Origin of the sequence: Pseudomonas sp. PWP3-1b2 (assembly GCF_049896045.1) — a bacterium.
Classification (GTDB): domain Bacteria; phylum Pseudomonadota; class Gammaproteobacteria; order Pseudomonadales; family Pseudomonadaceae; genus Aquipseudomonas; species Aquipseudomonas antarctica_B.
Window position 1 is genome coordinate 190078 of sequence record NZ_JAFCTN010000006.1, and the last position, 20351, is coordinate 210428.

Consider the following 20351-nt stretch of genomic DNA (forward strand, 5'->3'; position numbering starts at 1 on the left):
TGCCAGATGCTGATTATCCCCGCTATCGATCTCAAGGACGGCGCGTGTGTACGCCTGCGCCAAGGCCGCATGGAAGATTCCACCGTGTTCTCCGATGACCCGGTGAGCATGGCTGCCAAATGGGTAGAAGGGGGCTGCCGTCGTCTGCATCTGGTGGACTTGAACGGCGCCTTCGAAGGCCAGCCAGTCAACGGTGAAGTGGTCACCGCAATCGCCAAGCGCTACCCGAACCTGCCGATCCAGATCGGCGGCGGTATTCGCTCCCTGGAAACCATCGAGCATTACGTCAAGGCTGGCGTGAGCTACGTGATCATCGGCACCAAGGCCGTGAAAGACCCGGCGTTCGTTGCTGAAGCCTGCCGCGCGTTTCCCGGCAAAGTGATCGTGGGCCTGGACGCCAAAGACGGCTTCGTCGCCACTGACGGCTGGGCTGAAATCAGCACCATCCAGGTGATCGACCTGGCCAAACAATTCGAGGCCGACGGCGTGTCCGCCATCGTTTATACCGACATCGCCAAAGACGGCATGATGCAGGGCTGCAACGTGCCGTTCACCGCAGCACTGGCGGCGGCCACGAAGATTCCGGTGATCGCCTCCGGCGGCATTCACAACCTGGGCGACATCAAGTCGCTGCTGGACGCCAAGGCCCCCGGCATCATCGGCGCCATCACCGGCCGTGCGATTTACGAAGGTACCCTGGACGTCGCCGAAGCCCAGGCTTACTGCGATGCCTACAACGGCTGAGGACTGACCATGGCGCTGGCCAAACGCATCATCCCTTGCCTGGACGTCGACAACGGTCGCGTGGTCAAGGGCGTCAAGTTCGAGAACATCCGCGACGCCGGCGACCCGGTGGAAATCGCCCGTCGCTACGATGAGCAAGGTGCCGACGAGATTACCTTTCTCGACATCACCGCCAGCGTCGACGGCCGCGACACCACGCTGCATACCGTGGAGCGCATGGCCAGCCAGGTGTTTATCCCGCTGACCGTGGGCGGTGGCGTGCGCACCGTGCAAGACATCCGCAACCTGCTCAATGCCGGTGCGGACAAGGTCTCGATCAACACCGCCGCCGTGTTCAACCCTGAGTTCGTCGGTGAAGCCGCGCAGCACTTCGGCTCGCAATGCATCGTGGTCGCCATCGACGCGAAGAAAGTCTCCGGCCCGGGCGAAACCCCGCGCTGGGAGATCTTCACCCATGGCGGTCGCAAGCCGACCGGCCTGGACGCGGTGGAGTGGGCGATGAAGATGGAAGCGCTGGGCGCCGGTGAAATCCTGCTGACCAGCATGGACCAGGACGGCATGAAAAACGGCTTTGACCTGGGCGTAACCCGCGCTATCAGCGATGCATTGGGCATTCCGGTGATCGCCTCCGGCGGCGTCGGCAACCTGCAGCACTTGGCCGACGGCGTGACCGAAGGCCACGCCAGCGCAGTGCTGGCGGCGAGTATTTTCCACTTTGGCGAATACACCGTTCCCGAAGCCAAGGCGTACATGGCGGCGCGCGGTATTGTCGTTCGCTAAACGCTGCTGGACACCATGGCAGGCGCGCGGCACTCTCTGCGCTTGCCATGGATTTCGGTAACTTTCATGTTCAAACACCTGCTGCTCGCGCTCGCCAGTACTTCCCTTTTGTTGGCAGGCTCGGCCCATGCCGAAGAACCGTCTGACGCCTCACTGGTGTTGCTGACGGAAAACTTCCCGCCCTACAACATGGCGAAAAACGGCAAGAACTTCGCCAAAGAAGAGAACATCGAAGGCATCGCCGTGGACATCGTGCGCGAGACCTTCAAGCGTGCCGGCATCTCCTACAACCTGACCCTGCGTTTTCCCTGGGAACGAATCTACAAACTCGCCCTGGAAAAACCCGGTTACGGCGTATTCGTGATGGCGCGCCTGCCGGATCGCGAAGCACTGTTCAAATGGGTCGGCCCTATCGGCCCGGATGATTGGGTGATGCTGGCCAAGGCTGACAGCAAGATCGAGCTGGCTGACCTTGAGCACGCCCGTCGCTACAAGATCGGCGCCTATAAAGGTGATGCGATTGCCGAGACCCTGGAGAAGGAGGGGCTCAACCCGATCGTTGCGCTGCGTGACCAGGACAACGCGCAAAAACTGGTGGAGGGCCAGATCGACCTGTGGGCCACCGGCGACCCGGCGGGCCGTTATCTGGCCCGTCAGGTCGGGGTGACCCAACTCAAAACCGTGTTGCGCTTTAACAGTGCCCAGCTGTATCTGGCGCTGAACAAAGACGTGCCGGACGCCGTGGTCGCAAAGCTTCAGGCGGCGCTCGACGGGTTACGCAATGACGGTGTTGTCGATCAAATCATGGCCCGTTACCTCTAGCTCAGGGGTCGCTTGAGGCGGTTCCGCCGGCTGCAATTGAGGCGCTTCCACGGCAGGCGCCTCACCCGGCAGCGGCTCTGCATCGGCGGACTCGCTCATGTACACGTGATCGCCATTGGTGTAGCTGACCGTGCTTGAGACCTGGCTGCCATCCTGGCGCAGCAGGCGGTATTCGCTGTGCAGAAGGTAAGCCGCCACGGCTTTCTTGGGCGGAACATACGTGATGATTTCCAGTGGCGAGGCCTGGCTCCAGCCTTTTGCCGAGCGTTGCGTATGGGTGAAGTCGCGATCCAGATGCGCTGAAAAATTCAACTCGAAAGCCTGTGCGTACGCCGGCCACTCCTTGCACAGATCGATGCAGGTGTTAGCGGCCAGAGCCCGTGCATGTGCGCCGATTTCGCCTTTGGTGGCCGTCCACATGACCGGCTGACTGGTCGCTTCAGTGTTACGCCCGAAGCCTGCGAACAGGTGGCGGTCCGCGCGTTCAAGTCGATAGATGGGCGAGGTCTGAAACTGATCGACCGGAGCCAGTTCCGGGTCTCTTACACAGAACCACGGCAGCTCGCACACCTGAACCGTGGGGGTGATTTCATCCAGCGTTGGGCCTTCAGGCCCGACGAGGGCGGGCGGTCGCGGCAGGTCATTGAGCTGCGCTTTCAGCGCCAGTCGCAGCGAATAGGCGGTGAGGCTTGGTTTGGCGTAGCTGTCACTGCCGATGAACGTGCCGGGGGCCAGGTAGATTTCCCCGGCGGATGCATCGGGAGCGGTAATCGACCAGGCGCTTAAATCGTGGGCGGAGCCGCTGCCTCTATCGTTCCAGATCAGGTCGCCGACTTGAGAGGCTATCACCAGATCTTCTCGTACACAGCGCACGGCATGAAGCGAGGGTTTTTCGTAGTTCACGCCGTACACCAGCCCCAGCGCCACATAGCCCTCTGGCGGCAGCGGGCGCCAGATGGAGGCATTGCTTCGTGCCCCCGTGCCTTCGTCATGCCACACCCGTTGATAATCCAGCGGCGCACGCAATGCCGTGCCGTCCGCCTTGTTCGCATCACTGACGACTGCGACGACTTTGCTGTGGTTGATGTTGCGATAGTGACCCACCGCAATATCGCCCAGGCAAAAAAACGGGCTCAGTGCATCGGATGCCGTGCTCGGTCGCCACAGACCGACGGAATTGTGCGCGCCCGAACCCTTGTCGTTCCACAGAGGTAGAAATTCGCTGGTGAAGCTGATGAGCAGGTCGTTGAATTGCAGAGGCTTCATGGAGGACTCTCCAGTTGATTGGAGCCTCAACTATCGAGCAGCGAGCGCGGTGCCGAGCGGTATCTATCTATGCGCCGGAAGATACGTGCCGTTTTTGCCATGGGCCGCCATCGCCTGATTGCTGCGCACGCTGATCATCAGCTTGATATCAATCCAGTCGATGCCCTGGGCCTTGAGCTTAGGCAATTCGCGGTCCAGCACCGCCAGGGTCTGCGGATAGGGGTGACCAATCATCACCACCGAACCCTGTTTATGCGCCAGTTTGATCGCGGTTTGCAGCTGCGTGGTAATCGCCGCTTCGGTGCGTTCGTCATCGAGGAACACATCCCGCGAAAGGTGGGCCAAACCAATCTTCTGAGCCTCGGCGGCGGCGACGGTTTGCGCACTGGTGCGGCTGTCCACAAAGAACTTGTTGCGCCGTTGCAGCTCCGCCATGAGCCAGGCCATCGCCTCCGGCTGTGCGGTCATGCGGCTGCCCATGTGGTTGTTGATGCCGGCGGTGTAGGGCACGGCCTTGAAGGCGGCATCGAGGCGTTTGCCGAGTTCTTCGATGGGCAATTCGGGGTGCCACGCGAACGGGCCGGTGGCCGGGTCCATGGGCATGTGCAGGATCACGACTTTGCCAGCCTTGTGCGCTTCGCGAGCGAATTCAGCGGCGTGGGGCGTGTCGGGCATGATCGCCGTGGTCACCGGCCCTGGCAGGGCCAGCACGCGACGATCCCGGGGCAGGTTTTGCCCCAGGTCGTCGATAATGAGGGTGAGGTAGGCCTTGCGTGGCTCGCTGGCTGGCGTCGCGTGGGCGACGCCGGCCAGGCTGCATAACACAGCGATGATCAGGGCAACGCGCATATCAACGGCCGCGCGTGATGCTCAGGCCTTTAAGCAGGCTCAGCGCCTGGGCCAATTGGTAGTCATCATCCTGCGGCATCGGCTTGGCTTTGGCGCGACTGCCAGTAGGCTCGTCGGCGCCGCCGTTGCCATTGCCCAGGTGACCTTGCAGGTCGGCCTCTTTGTAATACTCGCTGTCGATCTCGTTGGTGATCTTGGCTTTGCGCACTTCGATGTCGGGCACGATGCCCTGGGCCTGGATCGAGCGACCATTCGGCGTGTAGTACAGCGCCGTGGTGATCTTCAGCGCGCGCTCGTTGTTCAGCGGCAACACGGTTTGCACCGAGCCTTTGCCGAAACTGGTGGTGCCCATCAGCACGCCGCGCTTCTGGTCTTGCAGGGCGCCGGCGACGATTTCCGAGGCCGAGGCGCTGCCGCCGTTGATCAACACGGCCAACGGCACGCCCTCGCTGAGGTCGTTGCCGGTAGCCGAGAAGCGCAACTCGGAGTTGGCGATGCGGCCTTTGGTGTAAACGATCAGGCCTTTGGTGATGAAGTGGTCGACCACTTCCACCGCCGCCTGCAGCACGCCGCCCGGGTTGTTACGCAGGTCGAGCACGATGCCGTTGAGCTTCTTGCCGTTGTCTTTGCGCAGCTTGGCCAGGGCCTTGGCCACCTCGTCGCCGGTCTTGACCTGGAACTGGGTGATACGGATGTAGCCGTAACCCGACTCCAGCAGCTGGCTCTTCACGCTTTTGACCGTGATGGTCGCGCGGGCCAGGGTCACGTCAAACGGGTTGCCGCCGTCGCGTACCAGGGTCAGGGTGATTTTCTGGCCGAGCTTGCCGCGCATCTTGTCGACGGCTTCGGTCATGGTCTGGCCACGGGTCGGCTGGCCGTTGATCTTCACGATCAGGTCGCCCGCCTGGATGCCGGCCTTGGAAGCCGGGGTGTCGTCGATCGGCGAGACCACTTTAATCTGGCCGTCTTCGGAGCCCACTTCAATGCCCAGGCCGCCGAACTCACCGCTGGTGCTTTCCTGCAGCTCGGCGAAATCTTCCGGGCCCAGGTAGGCGGAGTGCGGGTCGAGGTTGCTGAGCATGCCCTTGATGGCATTTTCCAGCAGGGTCTTGTCGTCTACGGGTTCGACATAGGCTGCCTTGATCCGGTCCATGACCTCGGCAAAGGTGCGCAGCTCGTCCAGCGGCAGCGGCGCCTTGGTGGTCGCGGCTGTAGCGGCGGGCGCAACCGGTGCGGCCTGGTCGGCGAAAGCCAAAGGCGCGCCGATCACCAGGGCGATCGTCAGGGCCAGCGAAGTGAGGCGGGACAAATGCAGCATGTCGAACGAACTCCTAATGTAGATGCGGCCCTATCCTTGGGAACGGCACCATTGTGCGGGATCGCTCGGGCGACCCTGCTGACGAATAGCGAAGTACAGCGCCGGAGTGTCCTGGCCACCACTGTTACCGACAGTGGAGATGGATTCACCGGCTTTTACAACATCACCTGCCGACTTGAGTAAAGTCTGATTGTGGCCGTAAAGGCTCAAATAGCCATTACCGTGGTCAAGAATCACCAACAAACCGGCACCGCGCAGCCAATCGGCAAACACCACGCGCCCACCGTGAACGGCGTGCACCTGGCTGCCGGCGGCGGCGCTGATCATCACCCCGTCCCACTTGGCGCGGGTGTCATCACCACGGGTTTCACCAAAGCGTGCCAGCAGTCGACCATCAACAGGCCATGGAAGTTTTCCGCGGGCTGAAGCAAAAGGGCCGCCGAATGACTCACCGCTGCTGGAAACCACCGGGCCAGGCGCTGCATGCGCCGGTTTACGAGGGGCTGGTGCGTCGGTAGTGGCTGCCAGTTCGGCCTCACGCTGGCGCTTTTTTTCGGCTTCCTGCTGGGCGATCAGCGCTTTTTGCCGCGCTTCTTCGGCCTCACGTGCCTGGCGGGCCAGGGTTTCTTCGATGGTTTTGAGGACCTTGCCCAGGTCAGCCTGGTCTTGCTCGCGGGCTTGCAGCTTGGCGTCGCGGGCTTTTACATCATCATTGAGCTTGGCCAGGGCCACCTGGCGCTCTTTACGCACCTTGTCGAGCTGGTCGCGCTGAGCGTCGAGAGCGATTTTCTGATCAGTCAGTTGTGACTGCTGGTCCGTGATTTCCTGCTCCACGTTCGCCAACTGACGCAGGGTTTCGTTAAACCCCTTCAATTGCGCCAGGCGCGCTTTGCTCAGGTAATCGTAGTAGGTCAGGGTGCGGGCAAATTTTTCCGGGTTCTGCTGGTTGAGCAACAGCTTGAGGTATTCCTGGCGGCCGCTTTGGTAAGCGGCGCGGGCCTGGATCGCGATCAGGCGTTGCTGTTCAACGCGTGCGCTCTGGAGTTTTTTTTTCTCAGCGTCGAGTCGCTCCAGTTCCGACTCGCTCTTCTTTAATTCTTTTTGTAGCTCCTGGACCTGCTTCTCCAGCTTGCCCATCTCGGTTTCCGTGCCGCGCAGGTCTTTCTGCACGCCGGATTTTTCTTCCTGGAGCTTGCCGAGCAGTTTCTTCAGCTCGGTAATGTCCTGACGCGTAGCGTCCAACTGTTGTTGGGTTTGTGCGCGCTCATCGGCAAATGCCGGTTGGAGCAGGCAGACAAGAGCAAGGGTAATCAAGGCGCGAAGCATAGAGGCGGGCGACACCAGGGAAATGGACGGCCTAGTATGCCCGCCAAGCGCGGCAAAAAAAACGCCCAATTCGGGCGGAAGAGCAAGATATCTCACGGACGCCACATGCAAATGTGGGAGCTGGCTTGCCTGCGATAGCGGTGTATCAGTGAACGGTGTAGTCGACTGGCAGAATGCTATCGCGGGCAAGCCCGCTCCCACACGGGTTTTGTGGTGATGCCGGGATCAGACCAAAATCGAAGTGCCGGTCATCTCGGCAGGCTTCTCCAGCCCCATCAGCATCAGCATGGTCGGCGCCACATCTGCCAGCACGCCGCCTTGGCGCACTTTAAAATCGCGTTTGCCGACATAGATGAACGGCACCGGCTCGGTGGTGTGCGCGGTGTGCGCCTGGCCGGTGGATTCGTCGGACATCTGCTCGCAGTTGCCGTGGTCAGCGGTAATCAACGCTTCGCCGCCGACTTTTTCCAGCGCCTCAACAATGCGACCGACGCACAGGTCCAGGCATTCCACGGCCTTCACCGCCGCTTCCAGGTTGCCGCTGTGGCCAACCATGTCACCGTTGGCGTAGTTGACCACGATCACGTCGTAACGCTGATGCTCGATGGCGTCGACGATTTTGTCGGTAACTTCCGGCGCGCTCATTTCCGGCTGCAAGTCGTAGGTGGCGACTTTTGGCGACGGGATCAGGATGCGTTCTTCGCCCGGGAACGGTTCTTCACGGCCACCGGAGAAGAAGAAGGTCACGTGGGCATATTTCTCGGTTTCGGCAATGCGCAGTTGGGTCTTGCCGTTTTTCGCCAGGTAGTCGCCCAGCACGTTTTCCAGGCTGCCCGGCGCAAACGCCGACGGGGCCGGAATGTTGGCGGCGTATTGGGTGAGCATCACGAATTCGGCTTTGGGCTGGCGCGCGCGTTCGAAGTCTTTGAAACCGGCGTCGACGAACACATGGCTCAACTCACGGGCACGGTCGGCGCGGAAGTTCATGAACACCATCGCGTCGCCGTCTTCGACTTTGACCGGCTCGCCGATGGTGGTGGCTTTGACGAATTCATCGCTTTCGCCACGGGCGTAGGCAGCTTCCAGGCCTTGCTGGGCGGTGGCGGCGTGGAATTCGCCCTGGCCTTCGGCGATCAGGTTGTAGGCCTGGGCCACGCGGTCCCAGCGGTTGTCACGGTCCATGGCGAAGTAGCGGCCGACCAAGCTGGCGATGCGGCCTTTGCCGAGGGCGGCAAAGGTGGCGTCGAGCAGTTCGATGGACGATTGCGCGCTTTTGGGCGGGGTGTCACGGCCATCGAGGAAGGCGTGCAGGTAAATTTTATCGGCGCCGCGCTTGAAGGCCAGTTCGGCCATGGCGACCAGGTGGTCCTGGTGGCTGTGGACGCCGCCGTCGGACAGCAGGCCCATAAAGTGCACGGCTTTGCCGGCGGCAACAGCTTTATCGACCGCTGCGCAAATGGCCGGGTTCTCGAAAAACTCGCCATCGCGGATCGATTTGGTCACGCGTGTGAAGTCTTGGTATACCACTCGTCCGGCGCCCAGGTTCATGTGGCCGACTTCCGAGTTGCCCATCTGGCCGTCCGGCAAGCCTACGTCCATGCCGGAACCGGAGATCAAACCGTTCGGTACGGTCGCCGCCAGGCGATCGAGTACCGGCTTGCTGGCCGAGTACACGGCGTTGTCGTGGTGGCTTTCACTGTGTCCGAAGCCATCGAGAATTATCAGGACCAAAGGTTTGGGCGTAGTAGTCATAGATCCTCTCGAGGCGTTAATAAAGAAAGGCAATTGAAAAGGGAGTAGCAGTTTAAAGCGAAGTTCCGACCACGTCACCGCTTTACGGGGGTTGGCCCCCCCGGACGGCTGTGTATACTTACCGCCATTTTAACGCCCTGGAACCTCCTTGATGGTTGATCACCTGATTGCATTTGCCACTGCCCACTACCTGCTCGCGGGTGCCTTTGTCATCCTGCTGGCGCTGCTGATCGCTCACGAAATGAGCCGCGGTGGCCGCAGCCTGAGCACGTCGGAGCTGACCGCACTGGTCAACAAGGATGAGGCCGTTGTCGTGGATATTCGCCCGGTTAAGGATTTTGCCGCTGGCCATATCGTCGGCGCTCTGAACATTCCACAAGACAAGCTGATCGCGCGCTTGCCCGAGCTGGAAAAATACAAGGCCAAGACCATTATTCTGGTCGACGCCCAAGGCCAGCACGCCGGTACCCATGCCCGCGAAATGCTCAAGACCGGTTTCACCGCCGCCAAACTGTCCGGCGGTATCGGCAGCTGGAAGGCCGATAACCTGCCGCTGGTGAAGTGATATGAGCCAGGTTGTCGTGTATTCCAGCGATTGGTGCCCTTACTGCATGCGGGCCAAGGCCTTGCTGGAGAAAAAGGGCATTGCCTTCGAAGAGATCAAGGTCGACGGCAAACCCCAGGTGCGCGCCGAAATGGCCCAGAAGGCGGGGCGCACATCCGTGCCGCAGATCTGGATCGGCGCAAGGCACATCGGTGGCTGCGACGACCTGTTTGCCCTGGAGCGCGCCGGCAAGCTTGATGCGCTGCTCGCCTAATCCCTAAAAGACCCCAAGATCACAAGGATCTGCGATGACTGACCAACAGAACACCGACGCTGCGCAAGACCAAGGCCCACAGTTCTCGCTGCAGCGCATCTACGTGCGTGACCTGTCGTTCGAAGCGCCGAAAAGCCCGGCCATCTTCCGTCAGGAATGGACCCCAAGCGTTGCGCTGGACCTGAACACCCGTCAAAAAGCCCTGGAAGGCGACTTCCACGAAGTCGTGCTGACCCTGTCGGTTACCGTCAAGAACGGTGAAGAAGTGGCGTTCATTGCTGAAGTGCAACAGGCCGGTATCTTCCTGATCCAGGGCCTGGACGAGCAGTCCATGAGCCACACCCTGGGCGCGTTCTGCCCGAACATCCTGTTCCCGTATGCCCGTGAGACCCTGGACAGCCTGGTCACCCGTGGCTCGTTCCCGGCGCTGATGCTGGCTCCGGTGAACTTCGATGCCCTGTACGCGCAAGAGCTGCAGCGCATGCAAACCGAAGGTTCGTCGACCGTTCAGTAAGTCGACACGGTAAAAATGTGGGAGCGGGCTTGTGTGGGAGCTGGCTTGCCTGCGATAGCATCACCGCGGTGTGACTGACACACCCAGGTGACTGCATCGCAGGCAAGCCAGCTCCCACACAAGGCCTCTCCCACATTTTGTTTGTGTATTACTTGAAACCGAGTTGGCGCCATCCTTCATAGACGGCAACCGCCACGGTGTTGGACAGGTTCAAGCTGCGGCAACCCTCGCGCATCGGCAAACGCAGCCGATGGCCGTCGGGCAGTGCGTCAAGCACTTCGGCTGGCAGGCCGCGACTTTCGGGGCCGAACAGGAAGGCGTCGCCCTCGGCGAAGCTGGCATCATGAAACGGCCGCGAGCCCTTGGTGGTGAACGCGAACAACCGCGGGTGGCCCAGGCTTTCCAGGCAGCTCGCCAGGTCGGCATGGCGCTTGAGCGTGGCGTACTCGTGGTAGTCCAGCCCGGCGCGGCGCAGGCGCTTGTCGTCCATGTCAAAGCCCAAAGGCTCGATCAAATGCAGGTGGCAGCCACTGTTGGCGCACAGCCTGATAACGTTGCCGGTATTCGGCGGAATTTCTGGTTGAAAAAGGATGACGTGAAACATGCACGGCTCCGAAGGCAAAGATGCGCTGCATTCTACCCCTGAAGACGACCCAAGGCCGAAGCTATTGCCCAGGGTGTTGGGTTCTTTGGCGATTGTGGGGCTGATGATCGGCTTGATGATCGGTCGCCTGACCACGCCCGACCCCACCGAGTTGCAACAGGTCGAGACCGCAAGGGACGGCGTGGTGGTGTGGTTCAACAATGAACCCAAGCTGCACGGCGAGCATATCGATGGCACCGTGGCGCTGCTGTTCGACGCGCAGGGCAAGGCCGCCGCAGGGCAACTCAAGGTCAATGACAAGGACGTGAACTGGCGCGTGCGCAAGACCGATGGCGGCTTGCTGCTGAACCTGGTGGCGGCTCGGCCGTTGCGCGGGGAATGGAAGGGGGAAAAGGTCGACGGCCGCTGGCGGCTGGAGGTCCATCTCCAAGAGCAATAAAAGAGGGAATCCCCGGCCTGCCTGTACCAAGGTTCCCAAAACGGGCTGGGGCTATGGGCGTTGCGCCGCACAAGCCCCGGTTGTAAAGAAGGGAGTTCCCGGCCTGCCTGTACCAGGGCTCCCAAAACGGGGTGAAGCCAAAGGCTTCGGTGTTAAAGAGGGAATCCCCGGCCTGCCTGTACCGAGGTTCCCGAAACGGGTGTGGGGCGCGACGCGATCCGCATCAAGCACCCCGGGTGTAAAGAGGGGATTCTCGGCCTGCCTGTACCAAGGTCCCCGAAACTGGGTAGTACTGGGGTTATTGCAGGGCGCGTGCCAGAGTTGGCAATGTGTGCCAAAAAAATTCGCCAGAAAGCGCAAAGCCCCGGAATACGGGGCTTTGGTGTTTTTGAATTTCAGATTTTTCTCGGTGAGGTTCGGATTTCAGGCCTTGAAGCCGTGCCCGATGCCGGTTCGTGGTGCATTGAAGCGGTGCACGGTCCTGAAACTTTGTGGAGATCCAAATGTGGGAGCGGGCTTTTTGTGGGAGCCGGGCTTGCCCGCGATGCAGGCACCTCGGTGTGTCAGGTACACCGCAGTGATGCTATCGCAGGCAAGCCAGCTCCCACACAAGGCCTGGTCCCACATTGGAATGTCAGTGGGGTTGGGGTTTAGCCCTCATCACCCTCATCATCATCCCCGCCATCCACTTTCATCCCCAACTCCTTGATCTTGCGCGTCAGGGTATTGCGGCCCCAGCCCAGCAGTACGGCGGCGTCGCGGCGGCGGCCGGCGGTGTGCTTCAGGGCGGTTTCGATCATGATCCGCTCGAAGGCCGGCACGGCGCTGTCCAGCAGGTTCGACTGGCCGCGTGCCAGGGCCTGATCGGCCCATTGGCGCAGCGCCTGCTCCCAGTTGGTGACCGGGGCCGAATCCTGCGGCAGGCTCAACAGCTCCGGCGGCAAGTCGCTGATGTGCACTTCGCGCCCGGACGCCATCACGGTGATCCAGCGGCAGGTGTTCTCTAGCTGGCGCACGTTGCCCGGCCACGGCAGGTTCTTCAGGTATTCCTCGGTCTCGCTTTTCAGCAACTTCGGCTCAACCGCCAGTTCTTGCGCGGCGCGGCTGAGGAAGTGGCGGGCGAGGGTCGGGATGTCTTCGCGGCGGTCCGACATGCGTGGGATGTGGATGCGGATCACGTTGAGGCGGTGAAACAAATCCTCACGGAACTTGCCCGCGTGCACCAGGGTTTCGAGGTTCTGGTGAGTCGCCGCGATGATGCGCACGTCGACCTTGACCGGCGTATGCCCGCCAACGCGATAGAACTCGCCGTCTGCCAATACACGCAGCAAGCGCGTTTGGGTGTCGGCTGGCATGTCGCCGATTTCGTCGAGGAACAGCGTACCGCCGTCGGCCTGTTCAAAGCGGCCGCGACGCAGGTTGGCTGCACCGGTGAACGCGCCTTTCTCATGGCCGAACAGCTCGGATTCCATCAAGTCCTTCGGGATAGCCGCCATGTTCAACGCGATAAACGGCGAAGCCGCTCGCGGGCTGTGGCGGTGCAGCGCATGCGCCACCAGCTCTTTACCGGTGCCCGACTCGCCGTTGATCAGCACGGTGATGTTGGAGTGGCTCAAGCGCCCGATGGCGCGAAACACTTCCTGCATCGCCGGCGCTTCGCCGATGATTTCCGGGGTGCGGGTCAGGGCCGGTGGGGCTTCCTGGCTCTGTTGTTCCTGGGCGTGCTGGTTGGCGCGCTTGACCAGCGCCACCGCCTCGTCCACGTCGAACGGTTTTGGTAGGTATTCAAAGGCGCCGCCCTGATAGGACGCCACCGCGCTGTCCAGGTCCGAGTGCGCGGTCATGATGATCACCGGCAAGCGCGGGTGCTGCTCGCGAATCCGCGCCAGCAAGTCCAGGCCACTGGCGCCGGGCATGCGGATATCAGAGATGATTACGTCCGGCTGCTGGCGCGCCAAACGGCTCATCACGCCATCGGCGCTGTCGAAGCTCTGGGTGGTCATGCCTTCCTGTTGCAAGGCTTTCTCGAGGACCCAGCGGATAGAACGGTCGTCATCGACGATCCAGACAGTTTCACTACGGCTCATGTCGATGGGGCTCCTTGTTCCAGTGGCAGAAAGATCGAAAAGGTCGTGTGGCCGGGATGGCTCTCACATTCGATCAAACCCTGGTGCTGGCTGATGATGTTCTGGGTAATGGCCAGGCCCAGCCCGGTACCGTCCGGGCGGCCACTGACCATGGGGAAGAAAATGGTTTCCTGCAGTTCAGCGGGAATGCCCGGGCCGTTGTCGATGATCTCGACCTTGGTCACCAGGCGGTGGCGCACATGGCCGATGGTGAACTGGCGCAGGGCGCGGGTACGCAAGCTGATGCGGCCCAGGCGCAGTTCGTTCTGGCTGCTGATGGCCTGCATGGCGTTGCGCACAATATTGAGCACCGCCTGAATCATCTGCTCACGGTCGATCAATACGTCGGGAATGCTTGGGTCGTAGTCGCGCACCAGGGTGATGCAGCCCTGGCTCTCGGCTTCCACCAATTGGCAGACCCGCTCCAGCACTTCGTGCACGTTGGTCATCGCCAGCGACGGCAGCTTGTTGGAGCCGAGCATGCGGTCCACCAGGTTTCGCAGGCGGTCGGCCTCTTCGATGATGACGTTGGTGTAGTCCTTGAGATGCTCCTCCGGCAGCTCGCGCGCGAGCAACTGCGCCGCGCCGCGAATCCCGCCCAGCGGGTTCTTGATCTCGTGCGCCAGGCCGCGCACCAGCATCTTGCTGGTTTCCTGCTTGGACAGCTGCGCTTCTTCTTTGGTGATGCGCAGCAGGCGGTCGCGCGGGTGCACTTCGAGCAGCAGCAGGGTCGCGCCGTTGCTCAGGATCGGGGTCACGGCGTAGTCGACAGTCAGCGTCTGGCCGGTAAGGGCGGTGAGCATCGCTTCGCGCTTGGTGAACGGGTGTGCCTGCTCCACCGCCTGGCGCAACGAGCTCAAGGCTTCGGCCGACTCGGTGAACAATTCGCTGATGAACTGCCCATGGCTGCGCTGGCCGCTGATGGCCAGGAGCATTTCCGCCGCCGGGTTCATGTACTCAAGGCGCAGGTCGGCATTGAGCAGGATGGTCGCGGTGGTCAGGTTGTCGAGTAACAAACGGTGCAGTGCATCGCTAATGGTCATCAGGACCTCTTTTGGAGCAAGGCGCGGGCTTGAGGCACACGCTGATACAAGGAAAATGCAAAAACCAAACCAAGGCTCCGAAAAGAAGCGCGAAAGCCCTGAAATGGCTGTTTTGAGCGCGAAACTGTGGCGTTCTGCCAGCTTGTTCGGGAAGTTTCGAACCAAAATGGGCTGATCAGGTGGGAAGGGTGCACCGCGCCGCACCAATATAGTGCAGTTTTGTGACGTCTGTTCAGGAACAGCTCATGGGAAGGGTTAAGGCGGTTGTGAGTATTCAGGACGGTTTTTTGGGCGTCTTCTTGCGATCGTTCAGGCAGGGTTTGATGACGTCGTGCAGGTCGTCATTGTCATGGGGCAGGACAAACTCGGCGGTCAAAGGGAAGTCACCGGGAATGGCGGAGGGCAATGTCATTTTGATGCGTTGGCCGCGCATGTCGCCGGCTATCCACTCGTGCAACTCCTGGCGATTGGCGGGCATGGTGAGTTTGAACAGCACGCCATGTTGCTGGCTGGGCTCTGCGCTGTAGTAGCCGTTGACGCGATAGGTACGGGTGGGCAGGGAGCCGGTGGTCAGGCTCAGCGGGCCGGTGGAGCGGGCGTCGGGGCCTTCATAAATGTCGGGCTTGAAGTGCAGCTTGTCGGTGTGGGTGAGCAACGAGATCATCGGGCGCGGCGGCGAGCTGTAGCAGGCGACCTGCAGGATTGCGATGCTGGTTTTGTCGGCGTGCCCGGCGGCGCCGATGATGCGCGCGTTGATGATTGTGCTGCCGGGGTAGGGCGCTTCAACCGTCCAGGCGTCGGCGTCGCTGTCGGGTTGTGCTGCGCTCAGCGGGCTACACACAAACGCCAGTGAGCATAGAGCCTTGCAGGTGAGGTTCATCACAAAGTCCGTCAGCGATTGGCGGTTGAGGGGGCCGCATCGTAGAGGGATGAATGCCCGAGATGAATCAGACAATTCCGGTGTTCCAATAATGATGTGGGAAAGGGCCTGGAATGACGCAGGCCCTGTTCGCATCAAGGCTGGTAAATGCACAGCTCGGCGGTGGCGCGCGTCATTGCGATTTGTTGCAGTGGGTCGTAAAGCGGTTGGTGCACAGCCCGCGCGACCCATTGCGGGCACTCAGGGTTGCTGCGTTCGGGGCTGAAGTCGGCGAGTTGTTGCAGCAGGCTTTTTTGCAGCTCATCCAGCGCCGGGCGGATCTTCCCGACCAGGTCCGGGCGCGGGGTGTCGGGGGCTTTGCCCTTGAAATGCCAGTCGGACAAGTGGGTGTATTGCACCAGTTTATTGGCTTCGATCTGGGCGGAGAAAAACTGCGCGGCCGCGTCTGGTGTGAGTTTGTAGCTCGGGGCCTGGGTTCTCACGCTGGCGAGCACGTCCTGTTCGCGGGGGCGGTCTTCCACGGCCTTGTGGCTGTCCCATTTGCTCAAGGCCACCTGGTCGGCGATGGCCAGGCGTGCGGCGATGCTGTTGAGCAGCGGTTCAAGGCTGGCGGGCGCGGCGTTTGCTGTTGCACTGAAAAATAGCAGAGCGAACACAAGTCGAAACTTCAAGGGTGATCTCCTGTGGGAGCGGGCTTGCCCGCGATGGCGGTGTGTCAGTCATACAACAAGTGGCTGAGAGTGCGCTATCGCAGGCAAGCCAGCTCCCACATTTTTTAATTGGGTTGGCAGGTTATGAGCGGCGTCGGCCGCAGGCTACCTCAACTTGCGCGGTTGCCTACAGTTACGCCAGAATCCGCCGGCTTGTACGGCTGGCTTGTCGTCTCTAAGGTTGCCCGGTCGCTGATCATCAGCGATCAGGTTTAGTAGCCTGGATTCGAATTGTAGGTCGTCCATTCTCCATCAATCAGATTCCCCATCTGTGCTTGATGGTGGCTGTGCGCAGGGCATCCTCGGATGCGCCGGGCTTCTACATTCACCGGTCTACTAACCTGCGCACAGCCGCCACCCTTTCGTTTAGTAGCGAAGCGAAGGCGGCCTCATTGGAGGAATGTAGAAAATGTTCAAGCCAACACCCAATCCACCCCCATCCGTCTTCATCATCGCCCCCGACGCCGACGACGAAGCCTTGATGATCAGCAGTTTTGAAACCTTCTCCTGCGTCAGCACGCTGCTGCTGGACCTGTCCGAAAACCTGCACGGCAAGCACCGCGATGCGGCCCTGGCCATTCACCAACTCAGTGCAATGGGCACGCAGATAGCCGCCAGGATGCTCGATCGCCACGTCCCGGCCAGCTAAATTCCGGGCAAAAAAAAGACCGCCCGAAGGCGGTCTTTTTTCATCACGCCACTTTACGCGGCGCTACCGGATCAGCAGCTGTAGTACAGCTCGTATTCCAGTGGGTGTACGAAGGTGCGAACCTTGATTTCTTCTTCGCTTTTCAGCTCGATGTAAGCATCGATGAAGTCGTCGCTGAATACGCCGCCCTTGGTCAGGAACGCACGGCCCTTGTCCAGTTCTTCCAGGGCTTCTTTCAGGCTGCCGCACACTTGTGGGATCTCTTTGGCCTCTTCAGGCGGCAGGTCGTACAAGTTTTTGTCGGCGGCATCGCCTGGGTGGATCTTGTTCTGGATACCGTCCAGGCCAGCCATTACCAGGGCTGCGAAAGCCAGGTACGGGTTGGCTGCCGGATCCGGGAAACGTGCTTCGATACGGCGAGCGCGAGGGCTGGACACGTAAGGAATACGGATCGAGGCGGAACGGTTACGGGCCGAGTAGGCCAGCATTACCGGCGCTTCGAAACCTGGGACCAGACGCTTGTAGGAGTTGGTCGACGGGTTGGTGAAGCCGTTCAGGGCCTTACCGTGCTTGATGATGCCGCCGATGAAGTACAGGGCGGTGTCGGACAGGCCGGCATAACCTTCGCCAGCGAAGGTGTTCTTGCCATCTTTGGCGATGGACAGGTGAACGTGCATACCCGAACCGTTATCGCCGTACAGAGGCTTGGGCATGAAGGTAGCGGTACGGCCGTAGGCATCAGCCACGTTGTGTACGCAGTACTTCAGGGTTTGAACTTCGTCAGCCTTGGCCACCAGGGTGTTGAACTTCACGCCGATTTCGTTCTGGCCGGCAGTCGCCACTTCGTGGTGGTGAACTTCGATGACCAGGCCCATTTCTTCCATGGCGTTGCACATGGAGGTACGGATTTCGTGGTCGTGGTCGAACGGAGGAACCGGGAAGTAGCCGCCTTTGACGCCCGGACGGTGGCCTTTGTTGCCGCCTTCGATGTCCTGGTCGGACATCCACGAACCTTGCTCGGAGAAAATCTTGAACATGGAGCCAGAGATGTCGGACTTGAACTTGACCGAATCAAAGATGAAGAATTCTGGCTCTGGACCTACGAATACGGTGTCGCCGATACCGGTCGACTTCAGGTATTCCTCGGCACGCTTGGCGATCGCACGTGGGTCACGGTCGTAGCCTTGCATGGTCGAAGGCTCGATCACGTCGCAGACGATGATCAGCGTTGGGTCTTCGGTGAACGGGTCGAGAACGGCAGTGCTGTCGTCCGGCATCAGGATCATGTCGGAGGCTTCGATGCCTTTCCAGCCAGCAATGGAGGAACCGTCGAACATTTTGCCTTCTTCGAAGAAAGCATCATCCAGCGCGTCGCGAGCCGGCATGGTCACGTGGTGCTGAGTACCTTTAGTGTCCGTGAAGCGCAGATCAATCCATTTAACGTCATGATCTTTGATGAGTTGAACCGACTTCGACATGGTGTCCTCCGGGTGGCTTCGGGCTGGGTAGTGGAGTTAGCCCTTAGAATGTTGGTGATGCCGGCGCGAATACTCGACCAAGGCAACCTGCCTCACAAGAGAGCAAATTGCATGCCAGTGCGCCAACATGGCCTTTTTGCGTCAAAATGGCCCCTATAAAGGTGCAATCCGTTGAAACGGAATAAAAAGCGCACTGCAATGTAGCGCTTATTTGCGCAAATGACCCGTTTTGGTGCGCGTGACGTGCGATGCATATTAACTGGTTAAACCTTGAGCGATTTCCGCTATAATCCGCGCCCCCCTTTTTCGGCAGGCCCAGCGCGCACTGTTTCCATGAAATTAATCGTAAAAGTCTTCCCCGAGATCACCATCAAGAGCCGACCGGTACGGATGCGTTTCATCCGTCAATTGGCCAAGAACATCCGTGCCGTGCTCCGAGACCTGGACCCGGCTGTGGTGGTGAATGGCGTGTGGGACAACCTCGAGCTGGAAACCCGCCTGACCGACGCCAAAGCCTTGAAGGACATGACCGAGCGCCTGAGCTGCATGCCGGGCATCGCGCATTTTCTGCAGGTCGACGAGTACCCGCTGGGCGACTTCGACGACGTCACCGAAAAGTGCAAACAGCACTTTGGCAGTGAGCTTGAGGGGAAGATTTTTTCAGTGCGCTGCAAGCGCGCCGGCAAGCACTCGTTCAGCTCCATGGACATCGAAAAATACGTCGGCAGCAAGCTGCGTCGCGAGTGCGGCGCCGCCGGAATTTCCCTGAAAGCACCGCAAATTGAAGTGCGCATGGAAATTCGCGACCAACGGTTGTTTGTGATCCACAGCCAGCACAACAGCATCGGCGGCTACCCGCTGGGCGCCCTGGAACAGACCCTGGTATTGATGTCCGGCGGTTTCGATTCCACGGTGGCCGCGTACCAGATCATGCGCCGCGGCCTGATGAGCCACTTCTGCTTCTTCAACCTGGGCGGGCGTGCACATGAATTGGGCGTGATGGAAGTCGCGCACTTCATCTGGAAGAAGTACGGCAGCTCCCAGCGCGTGTTATTTGTCAGTGTGCCGTTTGAGGAAGTCCTCGGCGAAATTCTCGGCAAAGTCGATAACAGTCATATGGGCGTCGTATTGAAGCGTATGATGTTGCGCGCCGCGTCCAGGATCGCCGATCAGTTGCAGATCGACGCTCTGGTGACCGGTGAGGCGATTTCCCAGGTGGCCAGCCAGACGCTGCCGAACCTGTCTTTGATCGACTGCGTGACCGAAAAGCTGGTATTGCGCCCGCTGATCGCCAGTCACAAGCAGGACATCATCGACCTGGCCGAAGAAATCGGCACGGCGGATTTCGCCAAGCACATGCCTGAATATTGCGGGGTCATTTCGGTGAACCCCAAGACCCACGCCAAGCGCAACCGCGTGGAGTATGAAGAACAACAGTTCGATATGGCCGTTCTGGAGCGTGCGCTCGAGAACGCCAAAATGGTCCCGATCGATCGCGTTATCGACGAATTGGGCCAGGACGTAAAAATCGAAGAAGTCAGCGAAGCCCTGGCGGGCCAGATCGTCGTCGACATCCGTCACCCGGATGCCACGGAAGATGAGCCGCTGGAAATCGCTGGCATCGACGTGCAAACGCTGCCGTTCTACGCACTGAACGCGCGTTTCAAGGAACTGGATAACAGCCGTCAGTACCTGTTGTATTGCGACAAAGGCGTGATGAGTCGCCTGCATGCCCACCATTTGCTCAGTGAGGGGCATGCCAATGTGCGCGTTTATCGACCGAGCTAAGAGCCCGGGGCTGTTTGCCTGTGGCCTGCGTCACCGGCCCCCCGACTCTGCCGTCAAGCTGTAACGGCAAGGCCTGACTCTACTGTTAATCGCTGCCACGACCTGTCAGCACACCGAATCCTCTGATCGAGATACACAAGTGATCGAAAATCTACGTAACATCGCCATCATTGCTCACGTTGACCATGGTAAAACCACCCTGGTAGACAAACTCCTGCGTCAATCCGGCACCCTGGAGCGCAACGAGCTCAACGACGAGCGCGTGATGGACTCCAACGACCAGGAAAAAGAGCGCGGTATTACCATCCTGGCTAAAAACACCGCTATCAACTGGAACGGCTACCACATCAACATCGTGGACACCCCGGGCCACGCCGACTTCGGCGGCGAAGTAGAACGCGTAATGTCGATGGTTGACTCCGTTCTGCTGCTGGTTGACGCTCAA

The 20351-nt window shown here is 60.3% G+C and carries 21 protein-coding genes; 10 read left to right on the forward strand and 11 right to left on the reverse strand.

Annotated features, from left to right (window positions below; all coding sequences use genetic code 11):
- Nucleotides 1-6 precede the first annotated feature (6 nt).
- The 3 genes from hisA (at nucleotide 7) to ACP7A2_RS06505 (ending at nucleotide 2346) form a co-directional block, all read left to right on the forward strand.
- Nucleotides 7-744, forward strand: coding sequence for a 1-(5-phosphoribosyl)-5-[(5-phosphoribosylamino)methylideneamino]imidazole-4-carboxamide isomerase (hisA, locus tag ACP7A2_RS06495; protein ID WP_029295899.1), 738 nt, complete (start codon nucleotides 7-9; stop codon nucleotides 742-744).
- A gap of 9 nt (nucleotides 745-753) precedes the next feature.
- Nucleotides 754-1524 (forward strand): imidazole glycerol phosphate synthase subunit HisF, encoded by a 771-nt coding sequence (hisF, locus tag ACP7A2_RS06500; protein ID WP_236414373.1) that lies wholly within the window; start codon nucleotides 754-756, stop codon nucleotides 1522-1524.
- Between the two features lie 66 nt (nucleotides 1525-1590).
- Nucleotides 1591-2346 carry a substrate-binding periplasmic protein gene (locus ACP7A2_RS06505; RefSeq protein WP_426133552.1) on the forward strand — a complete coding sequence of 252 codons (756 nt, stop codon included), beginning with the start codon at nucleotides 1591-1593 and terminating at the stop codon, nucleotides 2344-2346.
- Here ACP7A2_RS06505 and ACP7A2_RS06510 read toward each other — a convergent pair.
- The 5 genes from ACP7A2_RS06510 to gpmI form a co-directional block, all read right to left on the reverse strand.
- On the reverse strand, nucleotides 2299-3612 hold the full coding sequence (locus ACP7A2_RS06510) for a Vps62-related protein (protein ID WP_426133553.1): 1314 nt from the start codon (nucleotides 3610-3612) through the stop codon (nucleotides 2299-2301). The genes ACP7A2_RS06505 and ACP7A2_RS06510 overlap by 48 nt on opposite strands.
- A gap of 63 nt (nucleotides 3613-3675) precedes the next feature.
- Entirely contained in the window at nucleotides 3676-4461 is a 786-nt protein-coding gene (locus ACP7A2_RS06515; protein WP_426133554.1) for a divergent polysaccharide deacetylase family protein, read from the reverse strand.
- Nucleotide 4462: 1 nt separating this feature from the next.
- Entirely contained in the window at nucleotides 4463-5779 is a 1317-nt protein-coding gene (locus tag ACP7A2_RS06520) for a S41 family peptidase (protein ID WP_426133555.1), read from the reverse strand.
- 30 nt (nucleotides 5780-5809) lie between these two features.
- Nucleotides 5810-7105, reverse strand: coding sequence for a murein hydrolase activator EnvC family protein (locus ACP7A2_RS06525; RefSeq protein ID WP_426133556.1), 1296 nt, complete (start codon nucleotides 7103-7105; stop codon nucleotides 5810-5812).
- Nucleotides 7106-7330: 225 nt separating this feature from the next.
- A complete protein-coding gene (gpmI, locus tag ACP7A2_RS06530; RefSeq protein ID WP_426133557.1) occupies nucleotides 7331-8857 on the reverse strand; it encodes a 2,3-bisphosphoglycerate-independent phosphoglycerate mutase in 1527 nt (508 codons plus the stop codon).
- 151 nt (nucleotides 8858-9008) lie between these two features.
- Between gpmI and ACP7A2_RS06535 the strand changes: the two genes are divergently transcribed.
- From ACP7A2_RS06535 to secB, 3 genes are read left to right on the forward strand one after another with little or no spacing between them, the layout of a single operon-like run.
- Entirely contained in the window at nucleotides 9009-9422 is a 414-nt protein-coding gene (locus tag ACP7A2_RS06535; protein WP_348054853.1) for a rhodanese-like domain-containing protein, read from the forward strand.
- Between the two features lies 1 nt (nucleotide 9423).
- The gene (gene grxC / locus ACP7A2_RS06540) at nucleotides 9424-9675 is read left to right on the forward strand and encodes a glutaredoxin 3 (RefSeq protein WP_078740247.1); all 252 of its coding nucleotides are present in this window, start codon (nucleotides 9424-9426) and stop codon (nucleotides 9673-9675) included.
- A 34-nt stretch (nucleotides 9676-9709) separates the two neighbouring features.
- A complete protein-coding gene (gene secB / locus ACP7A2_RS06545; protein ID WP_348054851.1) occupies nucleotides 9710-10189 on the forward strand; it encodes a protein-export chaperone SecB in 480 nt (159 codons plus the stop codon).
- Nucleotides 10190-10337: 148 nt separating this feature from the next.
- Here the strand turns inward: secB and ACP7A2_RS06550 are convergent, their stop codons facing one another.
- Nucleotides 10338-10793, reverse strand: coding sequence for a tRNA (cytidine(34)-2'-O)-methyltransferase (locus ACP7A2_RS06550; RefSeq protein WP_003171120.1), 456 nt, complete (start codon nucleotides 10791-10793; stop codon nucleotides 10338-10340).
- On the opposite strand from ACP7A2_RS06550, the gene ACP7A2_RS06555 reads away from it, so the two are divergent.
- On the forward strand, nucleotides 10792-11232 hold the full coding sequence (locus ACP7A2_RS06555) for a hypothetical protein (RefSeq protein WP_426133558.1): 441 nt from the start codon (nucleotides 10792-10794) through the stop codon (nucleotides 11230-11232). The genes ACP7A2_RS06550 and ACP7A2_RS06555 overlap by 2 nt on opposite strands.
- Before the next feature lie 650 nt (nucleotides 11233-11882).
- Here the strand turns inward: ACP7A2_RS06555 and ntrC are convergent.
- The 4 genes from ntrC to ACP7A2_RS06575 all read right to left on the reverse strand — a co-directional run bounded on the left by ntrC (nucleotide 11883) and on the right by ACP7A2_RS06575 (nucleotide 15952).
- On the reverse strand, nucleotides 11883-13319 hold the full coding sequence (ntrC, locus tag ACP7A2_RS06560; RefSeq protein ID WP_016979129.1) for a nitrogen regulation protein NR(I): 1437 nt from the start codon (nucleotides 13317-13319) through the stop codon (nucleotides 11883-11885).
- The gene (gene glnL / locus ACP7A2_RS06565) at nucleotides 13316-14401 is read right to left on the reverse strand and encodes a nitrogen regulation protein NR(II) (RefSeq protein WP_034117295.1); all 1086 of its coding nucleotides are present in this window, start codon (nucleotides 14399-14401) and stop codon (nucleotides 13316-13318) included. The genes ntrC and glnL overlap by 4 nt, the downstream gene beginning before the upstream one ends.
- 274 nt (nucleotides 14402-14675) lie before the next feature.
- The gene (locus ACP7A2_RS06570; protein WP_348054847.1) at nucleotides 14676-15281 is read right to left on the reverse strand and encodes a hypothetical protein; all 606 of its coding nucleotides are present in this window, start codon (nucleotides 15279-15281) and stop codon (nucleotides 14676-14678) included.
- Nucleotides 15282-15415: 134 nt separating this feature from the next.
- Nucleotides 15416-15952, reverse strand: coding sequence for a chorismate mutase (locus ACP7A2_RS06575; RefSeq protein WP_426133559.1), 537 nt, complete (start codon nucleotides 15950-15952; stop codon nucleotides 15416-15418).
- A 448-nt stretch (nucleotides 15953-16400) separates the two neighbouring features.
- Here ACP7A2_RS06575 and ACP7A2_RS06580 point away from each other — a divergent pair, with 448 nt between their 5' ends.
- Nucleotides 16401-16640 carry a DUF6124 family protein gene (locus ACP7A2_RS06580; RefSeq protein WP_426133560.1) on the forward strand — a complete coding sequence of 80 codons (240 nt, stop codon included), beginning with the start codon at nucleotides 16401-16403 and terminating at the stop codon, nucleotides 16638-16640.
- A gap of 71 nt (nucleotides 16641-16711) precedes the next feature.
- Here the strand turns inward: ACP7A2_RS06580 and glnA are convergent, their stop codons facing one another.
- A complete protein-coding gene (glnA, locus tag ACP7A2_RS06585) occupies nucleotides 16712-18118 on the reverse strand; it encodes a glutamate--ammonia ligase (RefSeq protein WP_110622433.1) in 1407 nt (468 codons plus the stop codon).
- A 333-nt stretch (nucleotides 18119-18451) separates the two neighbouring features.
- On the opposite strand from glnA, the gene thiI reads away from it, so the two are divergent.
- Both thiI and ACP7A2_RS06595 read left to right on the forward strand, forming a co-directional pair.
- A complete protein-coding gene (thiI, locus tag ACP7A2_RS06590; protein ID WP_375066842.1) occupies nucleotides 18452-19906 on the forward strand; it encodes a tRNA uracil 4-sulfurtransferase ThiI in 1455 nt (484 codons plus the stop codon).
- A gap of 139 nt (nucleotides 19907-20045) precedes the next feature.
- Nucleotides 20046-20351, forward strand: a 306-nt coding sequence (locus tag ACP7A2_RS06595; RefSeq protein WP_426133561.1) for a GTP-binding protein, incomplete at its 3' end; no start/stop codon positions are given.